A 21,709-nucleotide genomic window follows, 5' to 3' on the forward strand; every position below is an offset into this window, starting at 1 on the left:
GCTCGTTTCCGGCTAAGCCGGGAGCCGAGTGAAGGAAGACATCCGGGGATAATACATGGCCGATGCTCATCAGAAAAATCACGACTATCACATCATTGATCCGAGCCCGTGGCCGATTATCGCCTCGCTCGGCGCCTTCCTCATGGCGATCGGCGGCGTCTGCTACATGCGTTACCTGAACGGCGGCTCGTTCAAGGTCGCCGGCTTCGAACTCGCCAATCCCTGGCTCTTCTACATCGGCTTCGCGCTGGTTCTCTACGTCATGTACGGCTGGTGGGCCGATACGGTGAAGGAAGCCCATGAGGGCGCCCACACCCGCGTCGTCTCGCTGCACCTGCGCTATGGCATGATCATGTTCATCGCTTCCGAAGTGATGTTCTTCGTTGCCTGGTTCTGGGCCTATTTCGACGCCAGCCTCTATCCGAACGAAGCGATTCAGGCCGCGCGCCTGCTCTATACCGGCGGCACCTGGCCGCCGAAGGGCATCGAGGTCCTCGATCCCTGGCACCTGCCGATCTACAACACCGTCATCCTGCTGCTTTCCGGCACGACGGTCACCTGGGCGCACCATGCGCTGTTGCACAACGACCGCAAGGGCCTGATCCAGGGCCTGACGCTGACGGTGCTGCTCGGCGTGCTGTTCTCCTGCGTGCAGGCCTATGAATATGCCCACGCGCCCTTCGCCTTCAAGAATTCGATCTACGGCGCGACCTTCTTCATGGCGACCGGCTTCCACGGTTTCCACGTCCTCGTCGGCACGATCTTCCTGGCTGTCTGCCTGATCCGCGCGATGCGCGGCGACTTCACCCCGAAACAGCATTTCGGCTTCGAGGCGGCCGCCTGGTACTGGCACTTCGTCGACGTCGTCTGGCTGTTCCTGTTCTTCTGCATCTACGTCTGGGGCGGCTGGGGCGCACCGGTCGCAGCCGGCTGATTGCAGCGATATTCAAATAGAAGGCGGGCCTCGTGCCCGCCTTTTTTATGGCTTGATGCGTGTCGCCCGAAAACGACGAAATGATGATTGCCTGACATTCGAGCGGCGAGGTGCCTCCATGGTTTTCTGGATAACTGGCGTGGTTGGTTTGGCGATCGCTTATCTCATCGGTTCCATGCCGACAGGTTATCTCGCGGGGAGACTGCTCAGGGGCATCGATATCAGGGAGCACGGGTCTCGGTCGATTGGCGCAACCAACGTATTGCGAACGCTGGGGAAGTGGCCTGCGTCGGCCGTTCTCCTGGTGGATGTGCTGAAAGGCGTGGGGGCAATCCTCTTTGCCTGCTGGTTTTATCCCTGGTTCCACAGATTGCTGTACGGCACGCCGCCAGGGCTTGATCTGGAAACCTGGCTGGCCTGGACTGTTTGCCTGGCCGGATTGGCCGTGTTGCTGGGCCATAGCCGGTCGATCTGGCTGAATTTCAAAGGTGGAAAATCCGTTGCGACCGGGCTCGGCGTATTGCTCGCAATATCCTGGCCGGTGGGTTTGGGCGCCGTGGCGGTTTTTGGCGGCGTCCTCGCCGTCTTCAGGATTGTGTCCCTTGCTTCGATGCTGGCGGCTTTGACCGCGATCGCCCTCATCTGCAGTCTGGAGCAGCCGGTGCCCTATCGCTTGCTGGTGATTGCAGGCGGCGTTTATGTGATTGCGCGCCATCGCGCCAACACCCAGCGACTGCTGGCGGGGACGGAGCCGCGCCTGGGGCAAAGCAGCCCGGAATCGAAAACGTCTGCGTGAATTCAGAGCCGCGACCTGGACTGTTGCCCGATCAGGTGCCTCGAACGGATTGAATGTCCTTCACCATGAGCGGACTGCTTCTGTCGGTGTCGACCATGACCCAGCCGAGCTTTTCGTAGAAAGGCACGGCATCCGGCGCGGCATGGACCTCCAGGCGGCAGAGGCCGTGCTTGGCCGATAGTTTCTCGACTTCGGACATCAAAATCCGCCCGAACCCTTGTCTCTGGTGTTCCGGCAGGATGGCGACAAGCCGCACGACACCGGTCACACCATCCGACAGATCGAGGCGGACTGTGCCGAGAGCAACGCCGTCCTTCCTCAGCAGGAGCGGTATATGGCGCGCCTCATGCTCATCCGGATGCTGGTCATCGTAACTGTCGAGGCCGCGCAGTTCGAACAATACATGCCGCCGAATGGCATGATAGGCTTGCCAGCCCGCGGCCTCTTTCACCTGCTGAAGTTCTATAGCCATCAGCGCGCGCCAGCAATCCGCTCGAAAGCCGAAGGCACTGGAATGCCGAGATCCAGCCGCAAGCGGATCGCCTCGGCGCATTCGAGCGCGGTGAGCACCGACGTATCGACCTCCATGTCATAGATGCCCGGCCGGTGCACTTCATCCTGCCAGCGCTGCACCGGCTCGGGGACCGGCACCGCTTCGCTGGCGCGGAGATAGAGTGTCTCGCGGCCTTCTTGTTTGAATTCCCGCCGCTGCATGATCGTCTCGATCGGACAGTGCACGCCGACGAACAGCACGGAAAAGCCTTCCAGGCGTCGGGTACAGTCGCCGAGGATGCCGAGCGGCTGCGAGTAGCTGTCATGATGGCCGAGATCGGCCACTACATTGAGCCCCAATCCGGCGTGGATGGCGATCGACTCATAAAGGGCCGCATAGAGGAACGGCACCAGTTCTTCGAGTTCCGGCCGCTCACCGCCGGGCCTCAGGCCGATGCCGGGCAGGAAACGCTTCGGCGTCATGGTATTGTAGCTGTCGACGCCGAGGTTGATCCACGGCCCCTCGAATTCCTCCTGGATTGCGCGCGCAATGCTGGATTTTCCGCTTCTCGGCGCACCGTTCAGGATAATGATCTGTCCGGCATGGTTATCGCTCGTCATCAGTTTTCTTCTTCTGTTTGGCGCGAATCACCAACAGGTGGACGCGCAGGCATTTCCATTCGGGATGCGAATACTTTATGGGAGAGTTAAGGCAGCATGGACTGCCGAGAAGGAATGGCATGAGCGAAGATAGCGCCCATTATCCCCCCGTCGACCCGGTCAAGACAGGCATCAAGGGCTGCTGCCCGCGCTGCGGCCAGGGCAAGCTGTTCGATGGTCTGCTCGGGCTCAAGCCGCGCTGCGCGTCCTGCGGCCTCGATTATTCCTTCGCCGATTCCGGTGACGGCCCGGCCGTTTTCGTCATCCTCATCGTCGGCTTCATCGTCATTGGCATGGTATTGTGGCTGCAGGTGAATTACGGGCCGCCGATCTGGGTGCACATCCTGCTCTTCGGGCCGCTGACGATTATCCTGTCGCTGCTGACGCTGCGCTGGTTCAAGGGCATCCTGATCGCCATGCAATACCGCCATAATGCCCGCGAAGGACGCCTGAGTGACTGATATAGAGCACGTAATGCCGCGCCGCCGGCTGCCTGTCATCACCGGCATCCTGGTACTGATCGCCCTTGCCATCCTGATTTCGCTCGGCACCTGGCAGGTGGAACGCCTCCACTGGAAGGAAGGCCTGCTTGCCGATATCGCCGCGCGCCAGCTGGCTGCCCCCGTTCCGCTTGCCGATATCGAGGCGATGGCAGCAAGCGGCGGCGACATCGAATATCGCAGGGTCACCGCCACCGGCCGCTATATCAACAACAAGGAGCGGCACTTCTTCGCCACCTGGCGCGGCCAGACCGGCTTCTACGTCTATACGCCCCTCGAGCTTGCCGACGGGCGCACGCTCTTGGTCAATCGCGGCTTCGTTCCCTATGAGAACAAGGAGCCGGAAATGCGCATGCAGGGCCAGCTGACCGACCAGCAGACCGTCACCGGCCTGGCCCGCGAAAAACTTCCCGGCAAACCCTCCTGGGTGGTGCCGGACAACGACGTCGCCAAGAACATCTTCTACTGGAAAGATCTCGACGTCATGGCCGAAAGCGTCGGGCTGGACAAGGCGCGCGTCATTCCGTTTTTCGTCGATGCAGATTCCACCCCCAATCCGGCCGGCCTGCCGATCGGCGGCGTCACCCAAGTGGCTCTGCCGAACGACCACCTGCAATATGCCTTCACCTGGTACGGGCTTGCCGCCGTGCTCGTCACCGTGGTCGGGATCTCCTGGTTCCGCAAACCCGGCAAGCAGCCTGCGCAATAGTATCGCTTCAATTCTCGCTTATATTGGGCTAGAGGTCCCTAAATCTCTCAACCCGGAACAGACATGAATATTGCGGCGAAACCTCCTTTGACGATCAGGCTCTGCGGCCCGCGCGGCTTCTGCGCCGGCGTCGACCGCGCCATCCAGATCGTCGTGCTGGCGCTGAAATCCTATGGCGCGCCAGTCTATGTGCGCCACGAGATCGTCCACAATCGCTACGTCGTCGAGGGGCTGGAGGCCAAGGGCGCCGTCTTCGTCGAGGAGCTCGACGAGATCCCGGCCGAGCATCGCGCCCAGCCGGTGGTCTTTTCAGCCCATGGCGTGCCGAAATCCGTGCCGGAGGATGCGGCGAGCCGCAACCTGTTCTATCTCGACGCCACCTGCCCGCTGGTCTCCAAGGTCCACAAGCAGGCGATGCGCCACAATCGCCTCGGCCGCCATGTCGTCCTCATCGGCCATGCCGGCCACCCCGAGGTGATCGGCACGATGGGGCAGCTGCCGGAGGGTTCGGTTTCGCTGATCGAGACGATCGAGGATGCCGACGCCTATGTTCCCGTTGACGCCGACAATCTTGGCTATGTCACCCAGACGACGCTGTCGGTCGACGATACCGCCGGCGTCATCACCCGCCTGCACGAGCGCTTCCCGAATCTGACGGCGCCGGCAGCGGACTCGATCTGTTATGCGACGACCAACCGCCAGGAAGTGGTGAAGCAGGCAGCTCCCGGCTGCGATCTCTTCATCATCGTCGGCGCGCCGAATTCCTCCAATTCCAGGCGCCTCGTCGAAGTGGCGCTGAGGGCAGGGGCGAAGAAATCGATCCTGGTGCAGCGCGCCGCCGAACTCGACTGGAACGAGATCGGCACGATTTCGACGCTCGGCCTTTCCGCCGGCGCCTCCGCTCCCGAGGTCATCGTCAATGAGATCATCGAGGCGTTCCGCGCCCGCTTCGACGCCCGCGTCGAGCTGGCCGAAACGGTGCGGGAGACCGAAAATTTCCTCGTCAATCGCGAATTGCGCAGCATCGAGCTGACGGCGGCCGACATGGCCTTCGTCAACGGCTGATCATTTTAAAACCCTATCGCGACCCCGGATCGTCAGTCCGGTGGATCCAATAACAGCAATGCATGAAGGCGAGACCTCACTTGGCAGTCTATACCGATATCGCCGAAGACGATCTGAAATGGTTCCTGACGGAATATGACGCGGGCACGCTGCTCTCCTACAAGGGGATCGCCGAAGGCGTCGAAAACTCCAATTTCCTGCTGCACACCTCCAAGGACCCGCTGATCCTGACGCTCTATGAGAAGCGGGTGGAAAAGACCGATCTGCCGTTTTTTCTCGGCCTGATGCAGCATCTTGCCGCCCGCGGCTTGTCCTGCCCGCTGCCGCTGCCGCGCCGCGATGGCGCGCTGCTCGGTTCGCTTTCCGGCCGCCCGGCGGCGCTGATTTCCTTCCTCGAAGGCATGTGGCTCAGAAAGCCGGAAGCCAAGCATTGCCGCGAGGTCGGCCGGGCGCTGGCCGAAATGCATGTCGCCGGCGAAGGTTTCGCGCTGAAGCGCCCGAACGCGCTTTCGATCGACGGCTGGCAATCGCTCTGGGAGAAGTCCGAGGCACGCGCCGGCGAGGTCGAGCCCGGCCTGCAGAACGAGATCCGCAGCGAACTCGATTTCCTCTCCGCCGCCTGGCCGAAGGGCCTGCCGGCTGGCGTCATCCACGCCGACCTCTTCCCCGACAATGTCTTCTTCCTCGGCGATCGGCTCTCCGGCCTGATCGATTTCTATTTCGCCTGCAACGACCTGCTCGCCTATGACGTCTCGATCTGCCTGAATGCCTGGTGTTTCGAAAAGGACGGCGCTTACAACATCACCAAGGGCACGGCGATGCTCGAGGGTTACCAGAGCGTGCGCCCGTTGAGCGAAGCCGAAATCGCCGCCTTGCCGGTGCTGTCGCGCGGTTCGGCGCTGCGGTTCTTCCTGACGCGGCTCTATGACTGGCTGACGACGCCTGAGGGCGCCATGGTCACCAAGAAGGACCCGCTTGAATATCTCCGCAAACTGCGCTTCCACCGGCAGATCAAATCGCCGGCCGAATATGGATTGAGCCTATGAAACACGTCGATATCTTCACCGACGGCGCATGCTCCGGCAATCCCGGCCCCGGCGGCTGGGGCGCGGTGCTGCGTTATGGCGACACCGAAAAAGAGCTGTGCGGCGGCGAGGCGGATACCACCAACAACCGCATGGAACTGCTGGCGGCAATCTCGGCGTTGCAGGCATTGAAGAGCCCGTGCGAGGTCGATCTCTATACCGACAGCGCCTATGTCAAGGACGGCATCTCCAAGTGGATTTTCGGCTGGAAGAAAAACGGCTGGAAGACCGCCGACAAGAAGCCGGTGAAGAATGCCGAGCTCTGGCAGGCGCTGGAAGAAGCCCGCAACCGCCACACGGTGACGCTGCACTGGGTCAAGGGCCACGCCGGCCACCCGGAAAACGAACGCGCCGATGAACTTGCACGCAGGGGCATGGAGCCGTTCAAGAAGGGCAAGGCGGTTTCGTTCTAAGTAAGCCGGATAATGGGCAGGATTGTTTCTCCTGCTGCTCGAGGCGCTGCCACGATTCCCCTTCTCCCCAGCGGGGAGAAGATGCCGGCAGGCAGATGAGGGGGTGAGCGGCGAGCGCGAATGCGCTGAGCGCGAGCGAAGGGCAATGATGAAGGGCACGCCGTGCGTGCACCCTCATCAGACCCTTCGGGCCACCGACCGCGGTCGAGCCACAGGTCTCGACCCGTCCTTCGGACCCCCGCTGGGGAGAAGAGGAAGCAAGCAGCAGCTCTCTCGCGCCGCCGCCTGCTACGATGCCGCCGCGCCTTGGATCAGCCGGTGCAGATATTCGAGCTTGGCCACGACAGGTGAGGAGAGCACGAAGGGGTAGGAATCCGGTTGGCCCATGCTGCGCTGGATGGCGTTGATCGCCAGGCTGAGCGGCACCCAGGCGCTGACCAGCTGTTCGGCGCTCCTTGCCCGGTAGGGAAGGAAATCCACCTCGCCGGCGATTTCCTCATGGCCGCGCGGATCGATGGCGATGCCGAAGGCGCGGGCGGTTTCGAGCGTATCGACGATATGGAGGTAATGGGCGAAACATTCGGCAAAATCCTCCCAGGGGTGGGATGCCGCATAGGCGCTGATGAAATTGTCCTGCCATCCCGCGGGCGCGCCGCCGGCATAATGGTTTTGCAGGGCGGCTGCATAATCCTGCCGCTCGTCGCCGAAGACGGCGCGGAAATCCGCCTGGCCGTCGCGGTCGCGCACCAACTTGTTCCAGATGAAATGGCCGGTCTCATGGCGGAAATGGCCAAGCAGGGTGCGATAGGGTTCGTTCATCGAGCTGCGCGCCTGCTCGCGCGTCGCATCGTCGGCCTCTGCGGCGCGGATGGTGATCAGCCCTTCCTCGTGGCCGGTCATGGCCGGCACGACATAGCCGTTGCTCTCGATCGAATCTTCGAGGAAATCGAACACCAACCCACCTTCCGGATCTTGCGCCCGATCGGGATGCGGCAGCCTCCAGCGCAACAGCGAATAAAACAGATGACGCTGCGCCTGGCTGATGCGCCGCCAGCGATCGATGCCGTTCTGGGTATCGGTGTTCGGAACCAACCGGTTATGGCGGCAGGCAACGCAGAATTCGCTTTCGCCATCGCCGTCCACCAGCCAGTTGCAGATGTCGAGGCCGGCATTGGCGCAGAAGCGGACTTCACGGTCGGGGTCCGAAACGAGCTGCCAAAGCGTTTCGTCGCGCGGCTCCAGCGCATGCATGGCGAGATCGCCGGGCAGGAAGCCGAGGCGATGGTTGCAACGGACGCATTGGCGGTTGTCGAAGTGGACGACCTGATCGCAATTGTCGCAGGCGAAAAGCTTCATCGTATATCTCTGCACAGCCTGAGTGTGGTGGATTAAAAATGCCTGCCGCGCGAGGGGCGCAGCAGGCATGGTTCATGACGGATGAGCTTGTGGCTCAGAGCCGGTCGACGGCGCCCTTGAGCTTGTCCTTGACCTTACCGGTTGCGACCTGCCCCTTGCCTTTGGCTTCCTGAACGGTGCCCTTGGCCTGCATTTCGCGATCATCCGTGGCTTTGCCGACGGCCTGCTTGGTCTTGCCGGCAATTTCGTTTGCCTTGCCGGAAATCTTGTCGCTGGTGCTACCCATAGGTGATGTCTCCTTCGTCAGCACGGGCCTCTTGCCCGTGTTTGCCGAAATGAAACGTCAATCGCAACTATTCGTTCCCGCCACATTCAGGCCAGTCGGCTCAGGCATGCCCGGCTTCGGCCGAAAGCATGGCAGCGGTAACACCCATGCCGGCGAGCGCCCGCTCGTATTTGTCGTCGAGGCTGCGGTCGAAGATCAGTTCCTCATTGGCCGCGCAGGTGAGCCAGCCATTGTTGACGACCTCGTTTTCCAGCTGGCCGGCCGACCAGGAGGAATAGCCGAGCAGCATCGTCGCGCGCGTTGGCCCATCGCCCTTGGAGATGGCACGTACGATGTCGAGCGTCGCCGTCAGGCAGATGTCGTCGCTGACGGGGATCGAGGAATCGCTGGAGTAATCGTCCGAATGCAGCACGAAGCCGCGGCCGCTTTCCACCGGGCCGCCGGTCTGGATCGGGAAGTCGCGCGCTCGCTTCGGCAGCACGATCGAATCTTCCTGCTTGATCATATCGAGATGCAGCAGCACATCGGTGAAGGTGAGGTTCTGCGGGCGGTTGATGACGAAGCCCATGGCGCCGGCATCCGAATGAGCGCAGATATAGATCACCGTGCGCGCAAAATTGCGGTCTTCGATGCCGGGCATGGCGATGAGGAACTGGCCATCGAAGAAGCCACGTTCCCGTCTGTTCTTCAGCGTCGATAAGGACATCGTTCCTCCTGCTGCCAACCGCACCGAGGCTTGACAAGAGAAACATGGGCCAATGTCACACATCAATCAACCAAAAATGAAGATTTAAATCGCCGCGACTTCTGGCGGCCAAACAGCACTTTCGATAAACCTTTGTTCCATGATGATTATTTCCTCGGTCCCGCGCCGGCTTTTAATTGCGGTCGTCTCAATGGGCGCAGTTCTCGCCGCCCATTGTTCGGCCCACGCGGAAATGAGCGCCTGGGCGGAGAACGAAGGCGGCCGTATGCGCCTCGTCGCACTGGCGCCCGATGCCGCCGGCAAAATCCGCGCCGCTCTGCAGATCGAGCCGAAAGCAGGCTGGATCACCTATTGGAAAGAGCCCGGAAACAGCGGCATTCCGCCTCAGTTCACCATCGCGGCGGGCAGCGGCGTGACGCTCGATGCCATCGGCTATCCCGTTCCGAAGCATTTCTTCAACGGCGTGGTCGAGGATATCGGCTATGACGCGCCGGTAACGCTGCCGCTGTCGCTGAAAGCGGCAGGCAAAGGCGAAGTCGAGATCGACGCCTTGGCCTTCATCGGCATCTGCAAAGATATCTGCATTCCCTTCCAGGCGAATTTTCAGCTGAAGCTTGGCCCTGCCATCCAGTCGCACCGCCAAGAGGAGGCGATCCTTGCGGCGGCCGATGCAAGCCTGCCGAAGGCGCCATCGGCCGATTTCGATGTGACGGCGCATGCGATGGCGGCTGACCGGAAGACGCTGTCGCTGACGCTGGCCTTGCCGGGCGAAGGGACGGGCGCGCCCGATATCATCGTCACCGGGCCGAGCGGTTATGCCTTCACCAAGCAGATCGGCGGCAAACGCGACGGCGCTGTCTTCAAGACCGACGTCGCCATCGGCAAACTGCCGAAGGATTACGACATATCAGGCAAGCGCTGGGGCGTGCTGGTAATCAATGGCGAAAGGGCAATGGAGACGACCGTTCCTTTTGAGTGACGGGCTTGCCTTTGAACGCTCGGCCTTGCCTTTGAAGGAGCCGATCTTATAGTCGCCGCAGATCCTTCTGCGGTGCCCGCCGCCGCCAATGCCAGAACCTCAACAAGCCGGCCCTCCAAAGCCGGAACTCAAGGAGAAAACCATGACCATCGCAATCGGCGACAAGCTTCCTGCTGCCACCTTCAAGGAAAAGACCGCTGACGGCCCGGTCGAAATCACCACCGAACAGCTCTTTTCCGGCAAACGCGTCGTGCTGTTTGCCGTGCCGGGCGCCTTCACGCCCACTTGCTCGCTGAACCACCTGCCGGGTTATCTCGAAAACCGCGACACCATCCTCGGCAAAGGCGTCGACGACATCGCCGTTGTCTCTGTCAACGACTGGCATGTGATGGGCGCCTGGGCGCAATCCTCCGGCGGCATGGGCAAGATCCACTTCCTCGCCGATTGGGACGCCGGCTTCACCAAGGCCGTCGGCCTCGACACCGACCTCTCCGCCGGCGGCCTCGGCCTGCGCTCCAAGCGTTATTCGATGCTGCTGGAAGACGGCGTGGTCAAAGCCCTCAACATCGAGGAAAGCCCCGGCCAGGCCACGGTCTCGGGTGCAGCCGCGATGCTGGAATTGCTCTGAGCGTTCGATCGGTATCTGCCACTTAATACCTGGAAATCGACGCACTGAGTTTGGCACTATTGGCCCCCAACCCTCTGTCATCCCAGGCCTTGAGCCTGGGATCCACGCCCGGTGCTGATCGAGGGCAAAGTGGATCCTCGGGTCAAGCCCGAGGACGACGGAGGGTGGGGTGGGTTCTGCAGCAAGGACAGCAACGTTGGTGGGATGCGCGCGGATTATGCCTCCCATCGATAGCTCTCTCTAGCTCTCATCACGCTCAGGCTCCGCTGCCGATCGACGCCACATCGACGGGTTCAGTTTCTCCGCCGACCCCTATATGCGCTAAGCCGCCCTGACGCACTTGGCTGTCAAATGGCCGCACCTCGCTATCCCGCAATAACAACTTCGCGACGAAGCCTCGCCTCAATCTCGCCACAATTGTTATAACATAACCGTCATGTTATAACATTTATAGGATTGAGCCATGCCGCCGAACCCCGACCGCCCCTCCGTCAGCCTGCTGGGACAGTCGGCTCTATCCAGGGTGATCGGCATCTCGCTGGTCATTGCCGCCCTTTGGCTGGCCATTCATTGGGCGGTTCTGCTGCCATGACGCCGGTGATCCGTATCGACAATCTGACGGTCGCCTATAACCGGCATCCCGCCATCCATCATGTCTCCGGCGCCTTTGCGCCGGGCAGCCTGACGGCGATTGCCGGGCCGAATGGGGCTGGCAAGTCGACGCTGTTGAAGGCGATCATGGGGGAGCTTCGCCCGGCCGAAGGCAGGGTCGAGCATCGGCTGGGGCGGGCGGAATTCGGTTATCTCCCGCAGGCGGCCGAGATCGACCGGCGTTTTCCGATCTCGGTCATCGACACCGTCATGCTCGGCGCCTGGAAGAAAACCGGAGCTTTCGGCCGCATTGCGCCCAGCGAGATGAAGAGGGCAGGCGAGGCGCTATCCGCGGTCGGGCTCGAAGGTTTCGGAAAACGTCATGTTGGATCGCTGTCGGCAGGCCAGTTCCAGCGTGTGCTGTTTGCCCGCCTGCTGCTGCAGGATGCCGGCATCATCCTGCTCGACGAGCCGTTTACGGCAATCGATGCCCGCACCACCAGGGACCTGATCGATATCGTCACCCGCTGGCATGGCGAGGGCCGCACGGTGATTGCCGTGCTGCATGATTTCGAGCTCGTGCGCGCGCATTTTCCCGAGACCCTGCTGCTTGCCCGCGAGCTTGTCGGCTGGGGCCCGACCGCCGAGGTCATGTCTTCAGTCAATCTGCTGAAGGCCCGCGCCATGGCCGAGCGCTGGGATGAGGATGCCGAGGCTTGCGGCCCTGAACAGGCGCCGGCGGCATGACGGCTTACGATCTCTTCTTCGCGCCGTTTGCCGATTTCGGTTTCATGCGCCGGGCGCTGGTCGCCTGCCTTTGCCTCGGACTCGGCTCCGGGCCGATCGGCGTCTTCCTGATGCTCAGGCGCATGAGCCTGATGGGCGATGCCATGAGCCATGCCGTGCTGCCGGGGGCGGCGATCGGTTACCTCGTCGCCGGCTCGCTGTCGCTGACGGCGATGGGCCTCGGCGGCCTTGTCGCCGGCCTGTCGGTGGCGCTGCTTTCCGGCGCCGTCAGCCGGATGACCGTGCTGCAGGAGGATGCGAGCTTTGCCAGCTTCTATCTCGCGTCGCTGGCGCTCGGCGTGCTGATCGTCTCGCTGCGCGGTTCGAATATCGATCTGCTGCATGTGCTCTTCGGCACCATTCTGGCGATCGATGCTCCGGCCCTTTATCTGATCGGCGCGATCACCTCGCTGACCCTCGTCATCCTCGCGGTCATCTACCGGCCGCTGGTGGCCGAATGTTTCGATCCCGGCTTCCTGCGCGCCGTCGGCGGGCGTGGCCCGGTCTATCACGTCCTCTTTCTGCTGATGGTGGTCTTGAACCTCGTCGCCAGCTTCCAGGCGCTCGGCACACTGATGGCGGTCGGCCTGATGATGCTGCCGGCGGCGGTCGCCCAGCTCTGGTCGCGCAGCTTAGCCGTGATGATGGCGATCGCTGCTTCAAGTGCCGCCGCCTCCGGCTATCTCGGCCTGATCGCCTCCTACCATCTCGAACTCGCCTCCGGCCCGACGATCATCATGACGGCGGCGATCCTCTACGCCTTTTCGATCTTTTTCGCGCCCTCGGGCCTCGCCAGGCGCTTCTTTCCCGCCCGCATCTGAAGGGCTGATTCCCAAGGAGACCTCGATGACATCGCACAGACTGCTTCTCTCCGCAGCAATCCCCGCTCTGATGGCGCTGTCGGCCATGCCGGCCTCCGCCGAAACGCTGAAGGTGGTTGCCTCCTTCACCGTGCTTGCCGATGTCGTCAGGGAGGTGGGCGGCGACCATGTTGACGTGAAGAGCCTCGTTGGGCCGAACGGCGATCCCCATGAATTCGAGCCGTCGCCGGCCGACGCCAAGAATTTGAACGCGGCTCAAGTGACCTTCGTCAGCGGCGAAGGGCTGGAAGGCTGGATGGACCGGCTGATCACCGCCTCGGGCTACAAGGGCAAGCCGGTCACCGTCTCCGAAGGCATCGACACCCGCACCATGGATGAGGACGGCGAAAAGATCACCGATCCGCATGTCTGGAACAGCCCGGTCAACGTCAAGATCTGGGTCGCCAATATCGAGAGGGCGCTGTCATCTGCCGACCCCGCCGATGCCGCGGCGTTCAAGGCCAATGCCGAGACGTATACAAAGAGGCTGGACGAATTGAACACCTACGCCCACGCGAAATTCGACAAGGTAGCCGACGATCGCCGCAAGGTGCTGACCAGCCATGACGCCTTCGGTTATTTCGGCCGCGAGTATAATGTCAGCTTCCTCGCGCCCCTCGGCCTTTCCACCGAAAGCGAGGCATCGGCCGCCGACGTCGCCAAACTGATCGAGCAGATCAAGGGCGAGCACGTGAAGGCCTATTTCTTCGAGAATTCCAACGATCCGCGCCTGGTCAAGCAGGTCGCCAAGGCAACCGGTGCCGAGCCCGGCGGCGAGCTCTATGTCGAATCGCTGTCCGACGCCAAGGGACCGGCGCCGACCTACGAGAAGATGTTCCGCTACAATGTCGACCAGCTCGCCGCCGCCATGGCGAAATCGAGCTGAGCTGGCGCACAGTCAGGCTGCGGCCCGGTGCTCGTCACGGGCCGCAGTCCACACCTCGCGCGCCGCATCGACATTCATGATTGCGATGCCGATCCCGACGATCAGGTCGGGCCACGCCGACGTCCAGAAAAACGCGGTGATCAATCCCGCACCGACGATGGCGATATTCGCGACCGCGTCGTTGCGGGCGGACAGGAAGGCCGCCTTCGTCAGGCTTCCGCCGTGATGACGAAAGCGGGCGAGCAGCAAGGCGCAGCCCAGATTGACGACGAGGGCGCCGAGGCCAGTCAGGGATAACGCAAAGGCCTCGGGCGCAACAGGCACGGTGAACTTCTGCCAAGCGGTCCAGATCGTGGCGATCGCCGGTGCGAGCAGAATTGCGGCGAGTGCCATGCCGACGCGGGCTCGCGACCGCATCGACCAGCCGAGCGCCATCAGGATCAACAGATTGACCGAGGCATCTTCGAGGAAATCGACCGAGTCTGCGAAAAGCGAGACAGACCCGATCGAAAGGGCGACCGTGAACTCGATTCCGAAATAGGCGAGGTTCGCGAGCGCGACGATCGTGACGGCGCGGCGAAGGGCGGAACTTTGCATATCCGTATCAGTCTTTTCCATAAATCAGCCGAGGACGGCGCTGTTTGCTCGCGGCTGCGAGACACTGCTGCAAGCCTAAGTGCAGCATGTCCTTGCAGCACAAGGGGAGGGCCGCTCGGGCCGATCCCGTTTTCGCGTAGACCGCTTGCGGCTCTTACAGATTGAGGTCGAAGACCAGGATGCCGGCAAGGCCTCCATCCGTCGAAGAGACGATACGCTCGCCAACGGTCGCATGCTCGGGATGGATGAGATAGGCGTCGCGAGCCTCAGCACTCTCAAAGGTCACGGCAAAACCGTCGACGAAGCCGCCGTGCAGCCCCTCGGGCGAAACGTTCGGCCCGTATTTGATATCAAGGATGCCGGGAATAACCTGCTTGAGGGCGGCGATCGCCGCAAACAGCGACTGCTTGTCGTCGCTCGTCACCGCGGTCTTCAGCCGCAGGAATACGCAGTGCAGGATCATCAGTGCTCCTCCCGATTTTCTGTGCCGGCAGAATAGCCGCGAAAGCCGGGAGGGCAATGAGATTATTTCCACGCCGGCGTTGCGGCGTGAAGCTGGCTCTTTTGTTTATGCAGGTCGGTGTCTCGGAACCGCTGCACACGTCCTGATGACATGCATTGATCAGCTCGCCAGCTTCATCGCTGCTGGCGACTGGCTGGCGCGCGAAACTGCGCCGCCGAGGCCGAAGCGGCCGACGACCGCTGCCAGGTTCTCCGTTTCCTGCGCAAGCCCCTGTGCTGCGGCCGTCGTCTCTTCGACCATGGCGGCGTTCTGCTGGGTAACCTTGTCCATCAGATCGGCGGCGGCGGAAACTTCCCGCAGGCTGATTGCCTGCGCCTGCGCGCTGGTGGCGATTTCATTGACCGTATCGCTCATGCCGACAACGCGATCGACGATCTTGGAGAGCGCCACACCGGTTTCTTCGACCAGGTTGACGCCGGTCTGAACCTGCGACGACGACATTGAGATCAGCCCGCTGATTTCCTTTGCCGCCTGGGCGGAGCGTTGCGCCAGTTCCCTGACCTCCTGGGCGACGACGGCAAAGCCCTTGCCGGCTTCACCGGCCCGCGCTGCCTCGACGCCGGCATTGAGCGCCAGCAGGTTGGTCTGGAAGGCGATTTCGTCGATCACCCGGATGATATTGCCGATCTTGCCGGAGGAGCCCTGGATTTCGGTCATCGCCTCGATCGCACGGGCAACGACTTCGCCGCCCTTTTCGGCATCGGCGCGGGCAAGCTTCATCGTTTGCTGCGCGCTGTTTGCCCCTTCGGACGTGTCGTTGACGCCGCGGGTGACTTCACCGAGTGCCGCGACCGTTTCCTCCAGTGAGGCGGCCTGCTGTTCCGTGCGCCGCGCAAGATCGTTCGACGCCGTCGAAATCTCGCCGAGGCCTGAGCGGATGGTGTAAACGGCGTGGACGACGTTGCGGATGGTGTCTTCCAATGCGGAAACCGACGTATTGAAGTTCGCCCGGATCGTCTCGAATTCCGGCGCCACCTTGTCGTTCATCCTGACGGTCAGATCGCCCGAAGCCAGAAGGCCGAACCGGCTCTGCACGACTTCGACGAAATGGTGCAGATCCTCGGCCTTGGCCTGCTCGAGGTCGCCCTGGCGTTTGCGGTCGGTTTCGACCTGCGCCTGAAGCGTCTCCTGCTCGTCCTTGAGCGCCTCGCCGCGGGCGAGTTGATGGCGGAATTTTTCGAGCGCGCTCTTCAGGCTTCCAAGCTCGTCGGCGCTGCCATTATGGTCGATCTGCTCGCGATAATTCCCGCCCGCCATCTTCTGGACGGCGCTCAGAATCCCCTTCAGCGGCTTGCCGATCAGGGTGCGGCTCGCCGTCAGGATGACGCCGAGCATCACGGCCAGAATAAGAAGTCCGCCAATGACCGTATTGTAGATCTGTTGCCAAACCGGCGCCGAGAAGGTTGCGGCCGGCACATCCAGGACCGCCGCCCAGGTGGTGTTCATTCCGCGGGCGGTAAACGGATAGACCAGGCGGACGGCGCCATCAGGCAAACCAGATATCACCCGCATCTTGCCGTCGGCCAGCGCCTGCTTGACGTCATCTGCGCCGGCATCGGCGTAGTCCTTCATCAGATTGTCTTTGTCGGGATGGGCGAGCCACTTGCCGTCATTGGCAAGCAGCATGACCCGCCCGCCATCGAAGGGGTGCATCTGCGTCAAGGCGGCTGTGAGATCATCGAGCTTGATATCGACGCCGGCAAGGCCAACGACAGTCCCGTTCACTTGCATCGGCACCGAAACCGAGGTGACGAGCTTATTCATGTTGGTCAGATAGGGAGAGGTGATGATCGCCTTTCCGCTCTTCAGCGGCGCGCTGTAATATTCGTCCTCAGGCTTGATGCTCCATGTCGAGAATTCCATCTTGCCGTCATCGCCCTTGGTCCAATACGGCGTGAAAATACCTTCCTTGTTCAAGGCCTCCGTGCCGGTTGTCGGGTGGGGACCGTCGATCAATTCGCACATCCAGGCGCCGAACACGCTCGGATATTGCGGAGCCACGGCCTTGATCATCGCAACGATGTCGGCCCGGCTTTTCGATCCGCCGTCGACGAAACCGGAGAGGCTTGCGGCCAGAGCCGTACCGGCCGAGGTGGCCTCGGTGATATTGGTTGCCACCTGTTGGCTGACCACGGCCGCCTGCTCGGTCGCCAGCGCCATGACCTCCCGCTCGGTATTGGTCTTCACACTCACCGCATTGAAGGCGGTGTAAGCGATCAGGACGCCGGCGATCGCAGTGCCGGTCGCAAGGATGAGTTTCGCTGAAACGGTTCTGATCATCTAAAAAGCCCTTCATGTCGGCTGATGAAATCTGCTTCGGGCGCGAGGTCATCGAGGAAGGCTGGCGGCGCTGAATGAGGGATAGGCGAGCCACGCATGCGTGCGGGTGAGCACGCGTCTCTGTCTTCGAAACCAGGCGAATTGAAAATTTCGGCGGGTTCATCCCGAAGATGCAAGCGGAAACATCACCGCGCGCCGTGCGGATCGTCATCGGGAGCGGCAACATTGCCGGCTGCGATGACGATCATCATTGCGGTCAGTACAAGATCAGCAGGCTGTGAATAAAAGTTTAAGGGCTAGGAAATTCAATCAAAATCGGCGAGATGAAGACTACATCTGATCGGTCGTGACCATCGGGCGCTTATAGATCTTCTGGACCAGATCGCGGGACAAGGCGCGGGCCTGGTCTTTCTCAGCCGGCGTCATCGGCCGGCAGGTGTTCCTGAGGTTGGAACCATCGAGCACTGTCGCGGCACCCGAATTGGCGATGACGAGGTGCCAGCTGCAGGAAGCGACCTTGTCGATGGTGACGGCGCCATGGCATCCGGTGGACAGGCAGAAGGCGACGGTTACCTGTGCGCCGTGATCGCCTTTATGCGCCAGTTCCGTGGCTGTCTTGAAATCCTTGACCCAGCGCTCGCAATGCCCTTGTTTTTCCCCCGACAGGCAGCTTTTGGTGGCGGGAGTGAGTTCGCCGGCCTGAAGCGGCGCGACGCAAAAAACACCCAAGGACAGGGTGAGCAGAAATTTGAGCATGGGATTTTCCTTGTGCAAGCACTGAGAGGCGCACATCGCAGACCGTTGGTCAATGGTCTGTCGGAGGGGGTTGTAGACGCCTTCGTCTATTCCCGTAACGCGATGCATCCGAAAACGGGCGGCGAGGTCCCCGCGCGCCTCAGATGTCTTCGGTTTCGAGGCTCGGTGCAGGCCGCGCCCGATCGGATCGGATGTCAGTTTGCGTTCAGGCGCCGACGCACGATGCTCGTGTGGAATTTGGCCCCATGGATCAGTCCATCGTCGTTGAAATCGTAATTCGGATTGTGAAGCGGCGCGGAGTCTTCGCCATTGCCCAGGAAGACGAAGCAGCCGGGGACATGGTCGAGGAAGCGCGCGAAGTCTTCCGATCCGGTCATCGGCTCGCGCCGGGCATTGATATTTTCCGTGGGGAAGACACTGCTGGCTGCGGCAAAGGCTTCCTCCACAAGGACGGCATCATTGAGCAGCGGGACGAATTCTCTGGTGTAATTCACCTCGGCCGAAACATTGTGGGCAAGCGCCGTCCCCTCTGCGATCAGGCGCATCTGCTTCTCGACCAGCGCGCTGACCTCGGGGCGGAAGCTGCGGGCATCGCCGAGGATGCGCGCCAGCCCGGGCAGAGCGTTGCGGGTGCCGTCGGTCAGAAGTTCGGTCACCGAGACGACGCCGATATCGGTCGGATCGAGCCGACGGGAAACGATCGTCTGGAGGTTCGTCACCAGTGCGCAGGCGGCGACCAGGACTTCGTTGCCTGAGTGCGGACGCGCGGCGTGTCCGCCGACGCCCTTGAGGACAATCTCGAAATTATCCTCAGCCGACATGATCGCGCCGGCGCGGGTCTCGAAAACGCCGACCGGAAGACCCGGCATGTTGTGCAGGCCGTAGATTTCGTCGAAGGGAAAGCGCGTCATCAGGCCATCGCCGAGCATCGCCAAGGCGCCTTTGCCCCACTCCTCGGCAGGCTGAAAGATGAACCGGACCGTGCCGTCGAAATGGCCTTCCTCCGACAGCATCCTGGCGGCGCCAAGCAGCATTGCCGTATGGCCGTCATGGCCGCAGGCGTGCATCACGCCGGCGGCCTGCGATCGATAGGACCGATCGCCCTGTTCGGTGATCCTGAGGGCATCCATATCGGCGCGCAGCGCGATGGAACGATTGCCGCCGCCACGCCTGAGCGTTCCGACAACCCCTGTGCCGCCAACACCTTCGACCACCTCGTCGAGCCCGAATTCCCGCAATTTCCGCGCGACGAAGGCCGCCGTCCGCTTCTCCTCGAAGCCGAATTCGGGATGGCTGTGAAGGTCGCGCCTCCAGGCGGTCATTTCCCGTTGCAGCATCTGGCTGTCGACGCTCATTTCGGCCGTTCCCCTGTTGCAAGTCCGCAAACGACGTCGAGGAGGATATTCGCTCCCGCGACAAGGTCCGTGTCTGATGTGAACTCCTTCGGATTATGACTGATCCCGCCGCGGCTGGGCACGAAGATCATCGCGCTTGGCGCGATGCGCGCAATCATCTGGGCGTCATGGCCGGCACCCGATGTCATGCGCCTGCACGCCAGGCCGCGATCCCCGGCGGCAACCTCAATCCGTTGAACGATCGCTCGATCGAACTTGACCGGCTCGAATCGTGCCAGCCGCTCGACGGATACGCCAACCTTTTCGTCTGAGGAAAGCAGATCGAGGAATGCGGCGAGCGCGTTTTCCTCTTCTTTCAGTCGGTCTTCGTCCGGATCACGCAGATCGACCGTGAACGTCGCGCGTGAAGGAATGACATTGATGGCGTTCGGTTCGAAGGCGATGCAGCCGACGGTCGCGACAGTTGGGGTGTTCGATGCCTTTGCGCGGTCCCGCAGAAAGGTGATGACGCGGGCAGCCGCGTAGCCGGCGTCCCGGCGCATCGAGATCGGTGTCGTGCCGGCATGATTGGCATCACCGTCGATGGTCACCCTCTGCCACGAAATGCCCTGCAGATCCTCGACCGCGCCGACCGATATGCGCTCCCTCTCGAGAACAGGACCTTGCTCGATATGCAGTTCGACATAGGCATGCGGCGTCATGAAGCCGGGCGCATGGGTGCCGGCATAGCCGATCCGCGCGAGTTCATCGCCGAGCACCGTGCCATCCGTGCCCACCGTCTTCAGCGCAGCAGTGACATCGAGGCCTCCGGAATAGACCAGCGAACCCATCATGTCGGGCGCATAGCGCACCCCTTCCTCATTGGTGAAGGCGGCAACAACGATTGGGCGCGACGGTTCAAACCCTTGGCTTTTGAGGGTCTTGATCACCTCCAGGCCGGCCAGCACGCCATAACATCCGTCATAGATGCCCGCATTGATCACCGTGTCGATGTGGGAGCCGATCATGATCGGCTTTTTCCCGGCGCCCGCGCCATTCCAGATGCCGAAGATGTTGCCGATATGGTCGACTGCAACCTCCAGCCCGGCCTCATCGAGCCAGGAGACAACCTGATCGCGTCCAAGCTTTTCGCTATCGGACGCCGCCAATCGGACAAGCCTTCCGTCGGCATCGCGGCCGATCTCGCCGAGCTTGGCGATGCGTCCGAGCAGGCGCGCGGGATCGATCGAACGATGGCTCATGCTGAAGCTCCGATCTTGCCTTTAGCGGCGACCACCGCCGGGGATAGGCCGACGATCTCTTCATATTTGCCGGGATCGGTCGCGCCTTCGGTGTTCACCAGGAAGATACGGGAATGGCCGTCGATCGACAGAGCCTCCCTGATCGCAGGATCGCTGACGGCGCGGATCAGCCCGGCAAGCCCCACCCCGCCGCTTTCGCCGGCGACCATCGCGGGATCGTTGCCAGCCGGATCGGCGAGCCGCTTCATCACCGAGATCGCCTCGTCTTCATCCACGGTCATGAACGCGTCCGCGACCCGAGAGAGAATACGCCAGGCGACGAGCGAGGGTTCGTAACATTCGAGCATCGCCATAACCGTCGGCTCGCCATGGGCAACGGTTACCAAATGTCCGGCCCGCGCCGTTTCGAACAGGCAGGCGGCGCGGGCGGGATCGACGACTGTGAAGGTCGGGCGTTTGTCGCCGAAGGCGATGGCCATGTGGCCGGCGACAGTGGCAGCGATCCCGCCGACGCCTGCCTGAATGAAGACATGGGTGGGCGGCTGCGGCATTGCTCTCAGCGCCTCCCGGACAAGGGCGGTGTAGCCCTGCATCACCAGCCCGGGAATGCGCTCATAACCCGCCCATGAGGTGTCCGACACGATCGTCCACCCCTTCTCCTCGGCAATGCGCGCCGCTTCGCGGACGGAATCGTCATAGGTTCCGTCCACACGGATCATCTCAGCGCCGAAGCGGGCGATGGCGGCGACGCGTTCGTCGCTGACACCGGCGTGCACGAAAATCGCCGCCCGGGCTCCCACCAGCTGTGCACCCTGGGCCACCGACCGGCCGTGATTGCCGTCGGTGGCGCAGGCGACGGTCATCGTCTCGGCCACCTCTCGGACATGAGAAGAATGCAATTCGGAGACATCGACGGCGCGGCCGAGCCTATGGGCCGCTTCCTCGAGGACGAGCCGGATCACCGCATAGGCGCCGCCAAGCGCCTTGAAGCTTCCGAGGCCGAGCCGATGACCTTCGTCCTTGATGTGGATCGAGCCGACACCAATCTCGGCTGCCAGTGCCGGCAGAGCAACGAGGGGCGTTTCCGCGTGGTTTTGCCGGAATGTCAGGTGGCGCTCGACGGCGTTTGCGGCATCCATGCCGAGGATTTCGGCGTCTCGCGGGTCGAGCGGCTGACGGTAGTCGGAGCTGGTGTTCAGCAAAAACATGTGCGCCTCGTTTCAGG

24 protein-coding genes and 1 pseudogene are annotated in these 21,709 nt (G+C 62.1%); 13 read left to right on the forward strand and 12 right to left on the reverse strand.

Features of this window, described 5'->3' with window-relative positions:
* Nucleotides 1-55 precede the first annotated feature (55 nt).
* Together J3O30_RS05265 and plsY are read left to right on the forward strand one after the other, a co-directional pair.
* Complete coding sequence (locus tag J3O30_RS05265; RefSeq protein ID WP_207583215.1) at nucleotides 56-934, forward strand: cytochrome c oxidase subunit 3; 879 nt, start codon at nucleotides 56-58, stop codon at nucleotides 932-934.
* A 118-nt stretch (nucleotides 935-1,052) separates the two neighbouring features.
* The gene (gene plsY, locus J3O30_RS05270; protein WP_207583216.1) at nucleotides 1,053-1,730 is read left to right on the forward strand and encodes a glycerol-3-phosphate 1-O-acyltransferase PlsY; all 678 of its coding nucleotides are present in this window, start codon (nucleotides 1,053-1,055) and stop codon (nucleotides 1,728-1,730) included.
* 31 nt (nucleotides 1,731-1,761) lie between these two features.
* On the opposite strand, the gene J3O30_RS05275 is transcribed toward plsY, so the two are convergent.
* Nucleotides 1,762-2,202: a GNAT family N-acetyltransferase gene (locus tag J3O30_RS05275; protein WP_207583217.1), complete on the reverse strand. Its 441-nt coding sequence runs from the start codon at nucleotides 2,200-2,202 to the stop codon at nucleotides 1,762-1,764.
* Nucleotides 2,202-2,843, reverse strand: coding sequence for a chloramphenicol phosphotransferase (locus J3O30_RS05280; RefSeq protein WP_207583218.1), 642 nt, complete (start codon nucleotides 2,841-2,843; stop codon nucleotides 2,202-2,204). The genes J3O30_RS05275 and J3O30_RS05280 overlap by 1 nt, the downstream gene beginning before the upstream one ends.
* 119 nt (nucleotides 2,844-2,962) lie before the next feature.
* Between J3O30_RS05280 and J3O30_RS05285 the strand changes: the two genes are divergently transcribed.
* The 5 genes from J3O30_RS05285 to rnhA all read left to right on the forward strand — a co-directional run bounded on the left by J3O30_RS05285 (nucleotide 2,963) and on the right by rnhA (nucleotide 6,654).
* Nucleotides 2,963-3,343: a DUF983 domain-containing protein gene (locus J3O30_RS05285; protein WP_207583219.1), complete on the forward strand. Its 381-nt coding sequence runs from the start codon at nucleotides 2,963-2,965 to the stop codon at nucleotides 3,341-3,343.
* Nucleotides 3,336-4,091 carry an SURF1 family protein gene (locus J3O30_RS05290; RefSeq protein WP_207583220.1) on the forward strand — a complete coding sequence of 252 codons (756 nt, stop codon included), beginning with the start codon at nucleotides 3,336-3,338 and terminating at the stop codon, nucleotides 4,089-4,091. The genes J3O30_RS05285 and J3O30_RS05290 overlap by 8 nt, the downstream gene beginning before the upstream one ends.
* Nucleotides 4,092-4,154: 63 nt before the next feature.
* Nucleotides 4,155-5,156 carry a 4-hydroxy-3-methylbut-2-enyl diphosphate reductase gene (ispH, locus tag J3O30_RS05295; RefSeq protein WP_207583221.1) on the forward strand — a complete coding sequence of 334 codons (1,002 nt, stop codon included), beginning with the start codon at nucleotides 4,155-4,157 and terminating at the stop codon, nucleotides 5,154-5,156.
* 80 nt (nucleotides 5,157-5,236) lie between these two features.
* The gene (locus J3O30_RS05300) at nucleotides 5,237-6,202 is read left to right on the forward strand and encodes a homoserine kinase (protein WP_207583222.1); all 966 of its coding nucleotides are present in this window, start codon (nucleotides 5,237-5,239) and stop codon (nucleotides 6,200-6,202) included.
* Complete coding sequence (gene rnhA, locus J3O30_RS05305; RefSeq protein ID WP_207583223.1) at nucleotides 6,199-6,654, forward strand: ribonuclease HI; 456 nt, start codon at nucleotides 6,199-6,201, stop codon at nucleotides 6,652-6,654. The genes J3O30_RS05300 and rnhA overlap by 4 nt, the downstream gene beginning before the upstream one ends.
* A gap of 288 nt (nucleotides 6,655-6,942) precedes the next feature.
* Here rnhA and J3O30_RS05310 read toward each other — a convergent pair whose 3' ends face one another.
* The 3 genes from J3O30_RS05310 to J3O30_RS05320 all read right to left on the reverse strand — a co-directional run bounded on the left by J3O30_RS05310 (nucleotide 6,943) and on the right by J3O30_RS05320 (nucleotide 9,002).
* Nucleotides 6,943-8,010 carry a putative zinc-binding metallopeptidase gene (locus tag J3O30_RS05310; RefSeq protein ID WP_207583224.1) on the reverse strand — a complete coding sequence of 356 codons (1,068 nt, stop codon included), beginning with the start codon at nucleotides 8,008-8,010 and terminating at the stop codon, nucleotides 6,943-6,945.
* 94 nt (nucleotides 8,011-8,104) lie between these two features.
* The gene (locus tag J3O30_RS05315) at nucleotides 8,105-8,296 is read right to left on the reverse strand and encodes a CsbD family protein (protein ID WP_007632797.1); all 192 of its coding nucleotides are present in this window, start codon (nucleotides 8,294-8,296) and stop codon (nucleotides 8,105-8,107) included.
* Nucleotides 8,297-8,396: 100 nt separating this feature from the next.
* Complete coding sequence (locus tag J3O30_RS05320; RefSeq protein ID WP_207583225.1) at nucleotides 8,397-9,002, reverse strand: YqgE/AlgH family protein; 606 nt, start codon at nucleotides 9,000-9,002, stop codon at nucleotides 8,397-8,399.
* Between the two features lie 139 nt (nucleotides 9,003-9,141).
* On the opposite strand from J3O30_RS05320, the gene J3O30_RS05325 reads away from it, so the two are divergent.
* The 6 genes and pseudogenes from J3O30_RS05325 to J3O30_RS05345 all read left to right on the forward strand — a co-directional run bounded on the left by J3O30_RS05325 (nucleotide 9,142) and on the right by J3O30_RS05345 (nucleotide 13,732).
* Nucleotides 9,142-9,981: a protein-disulfide reductase DsbD domain-containing protein gene (locus J3O30_RS05325; protein WP_207583226.1), complete on the forward strand. Its 840-nt coding sequence runs from the start codon at nucleotides 9,142-9,144 to the stop codon at nucleotides 9,979-9,981.
* A 142-nt stretch (nucleotides 9,982-10,123) separates the two neighbouring features.
* On the forward strand, nucleotides 10,124-10,609 hold the full coding sequence (locus J3O30_RS05330) for a peroxiredoxin (protein WP_207583227.1): 486 nt from the start codon (nucleotides 10,124-10,126) through the stop codon (nucleotides 10,607-10,609).
* Nucleotides 10,610-11,072: 463 nt separating this feature from the next.
* Nucleotides 11,073-11,201 carry a hypothetical protein gene (locus J3O30_RS33605; RefSeq protein ID WP_259673841.1) on the forward strand — a complete coding sequence of 43 codons (129 nt, stop codon included), beginning with the start codon at nucleotides 11,073-11,075 and terminating at the stop codon, nucleotides 11,199-11,201.
* Entirely contained in the window at nucleotides 11,198-11,947 is a 750-nt protein-coding gene (locus J3O30_RS05335) for a metal ABC transporter ATP-binding protein (protein ID WP_207583228.1), read from the forward strand. Before J3O30_RS33605 ends, J3O30_RS05335 begins: the two co-directional genes overlap by 4 nt.
* A pseudogene (locus J3O30_RS05340) lies at nucleotides 11,944-12,815 on the forward strand (metal ABC transporter permease). The gene J3O30_RS05335 and the pseudogene J3O30_RS05340 overlap by 4 nt, the downstream one beginning before the upstream one ends.
* A gap of 17 nt (nucleotides 12,816-12,832) precedes the next feature.
* Nucleotides 12,833-13,732 (forward strand): zinc ABC transporter substrate-binding protein, encoded by a 900-nt coding sequence (locus tag J3O30_RS05345; RefSeq protein ID WP_207583230.1) that lies wholly within the window; start codon nucleotides 12,833-12,835, stop codon nucleotides 13,730-13,732.
* Between the two features lie 12 nt (nucleotides 13,733-13,744).
* Here J3O30_RS05345 and J3O30_RS05350 read toward each other — a convergent pair whose 3' ends face one another.
* The 7 genes from J3O30_RS05350 to J3O30_RS05380 all read right to left on the reverse strand — a co-directional run bounded on the left by J3O30_RS05350 (nucleotide 13,745) and on the right by J3O30_RS05380 (nucleotide 21,692).
* Nucleotides 13,745-14,329 carry a cation transporter gene (locus tag J3O30_RS05350; protein ID WP_207583231.1) on the reverse strand — a complete coding sequence of 195 codons (585 nt, stop codon included), beginning with the start codon at nucleotides 14,327-14,329 and terminating at the stop codon, nucleotides 13,745-13,747.
* 154 nt (nucleotides 14,330-14,483) lie between these two features.
* Nucleotides 14,484-14,792: a Dabb family protein gene (locus tag J3O30_RS05355; RefSeq protein ID WP_207583232.1), complete on the reverse strand. Its 309-nt coding sequence runs from the start codon at nucleotides 14,790-14,792 to the stop codon at nucleotides 14,484-14,486.
* A gap of 159 nt (nucleotides 14,793-14,951) precedes the next feature.
* Nucleotides 14,952-17,132 carry a methyl-accepting chemotaxis protein gene (locus J3O30_RS05360; protein ID WP_207583233.1) on the reverse strand — a complete coding sequence of 727 codons (2,181 nt, stop codon included), beginning with the start codon at nucleotides 17,130-17,132 and terminating at the stop codon, nucleotides 14,952-14,954.
* Nucleotides 17,133-17,462: 330 nt separating this feature from the next.
* Nucleotides 17,463-17,888 carry a hypothetical protein gene (locus J3O30_RS05365; RefSeq protein ID WP_207583234.1) on the reverse strand — a complete coding sequence of 142 codons (426 nt, stop codon included), beginning with the start codon at nucleotides 17,886-17,888 and terminating at the stop codon, nucleotides 17,463-17,465.
* Between the two features lie 194 nt (nucleotides 17,889-18,082).
* On the reverse strand, nucleotides 18,083-19,243 hold the full coding sequence (locus J3O30_RS05370) for a M20 aminoacylase family protein (RefSeq protein WP_207583235.1): 1,161 nt from the start codon (nucleotides 19,241-19,243) through the stop codon (nucleotides 18,083-18,085).
* A complete protein-coding gene (locus tag J3O30_RS05375) occupies nucleotides 19,240-20,484 on the reverse strand; it encodes a Zn-dependent hydrolase (RefSeq protein WP_207583236.1) in 1,245 nt (414 codons plus the stop codon). The genes J3O30_RS05370 and J3O30_RS05375 overlap by 4 nt, the downstream gene beginning before the upstream one ends.
* A complete protein-coding gene (locus J3O30_RS05380) occupies nucleotides 20,481-21,692 on the reverse strand; it encodes a diaminopropionate ammonia-lyase (protein WP_207583237.1) in 1,212 nt (403 codons plus the stop codon). The genes J3O30_RS05375 and J3O30_RS05380 overlap by 4 nt, the downstream gene beginning before the upstream one ends.
* Nucleotides 21,693-21,709: the final 17 nt, after the last annotated feature.

It is taken from the genome of Rhizobium sp. NZLR1, assembly GCF_017357385.1.
Lineage (GTDB): Bacteria > Pseudomonadota > Alphaproteobacteria > Rhizobiales > Rhizobiaceae > Rhizobium.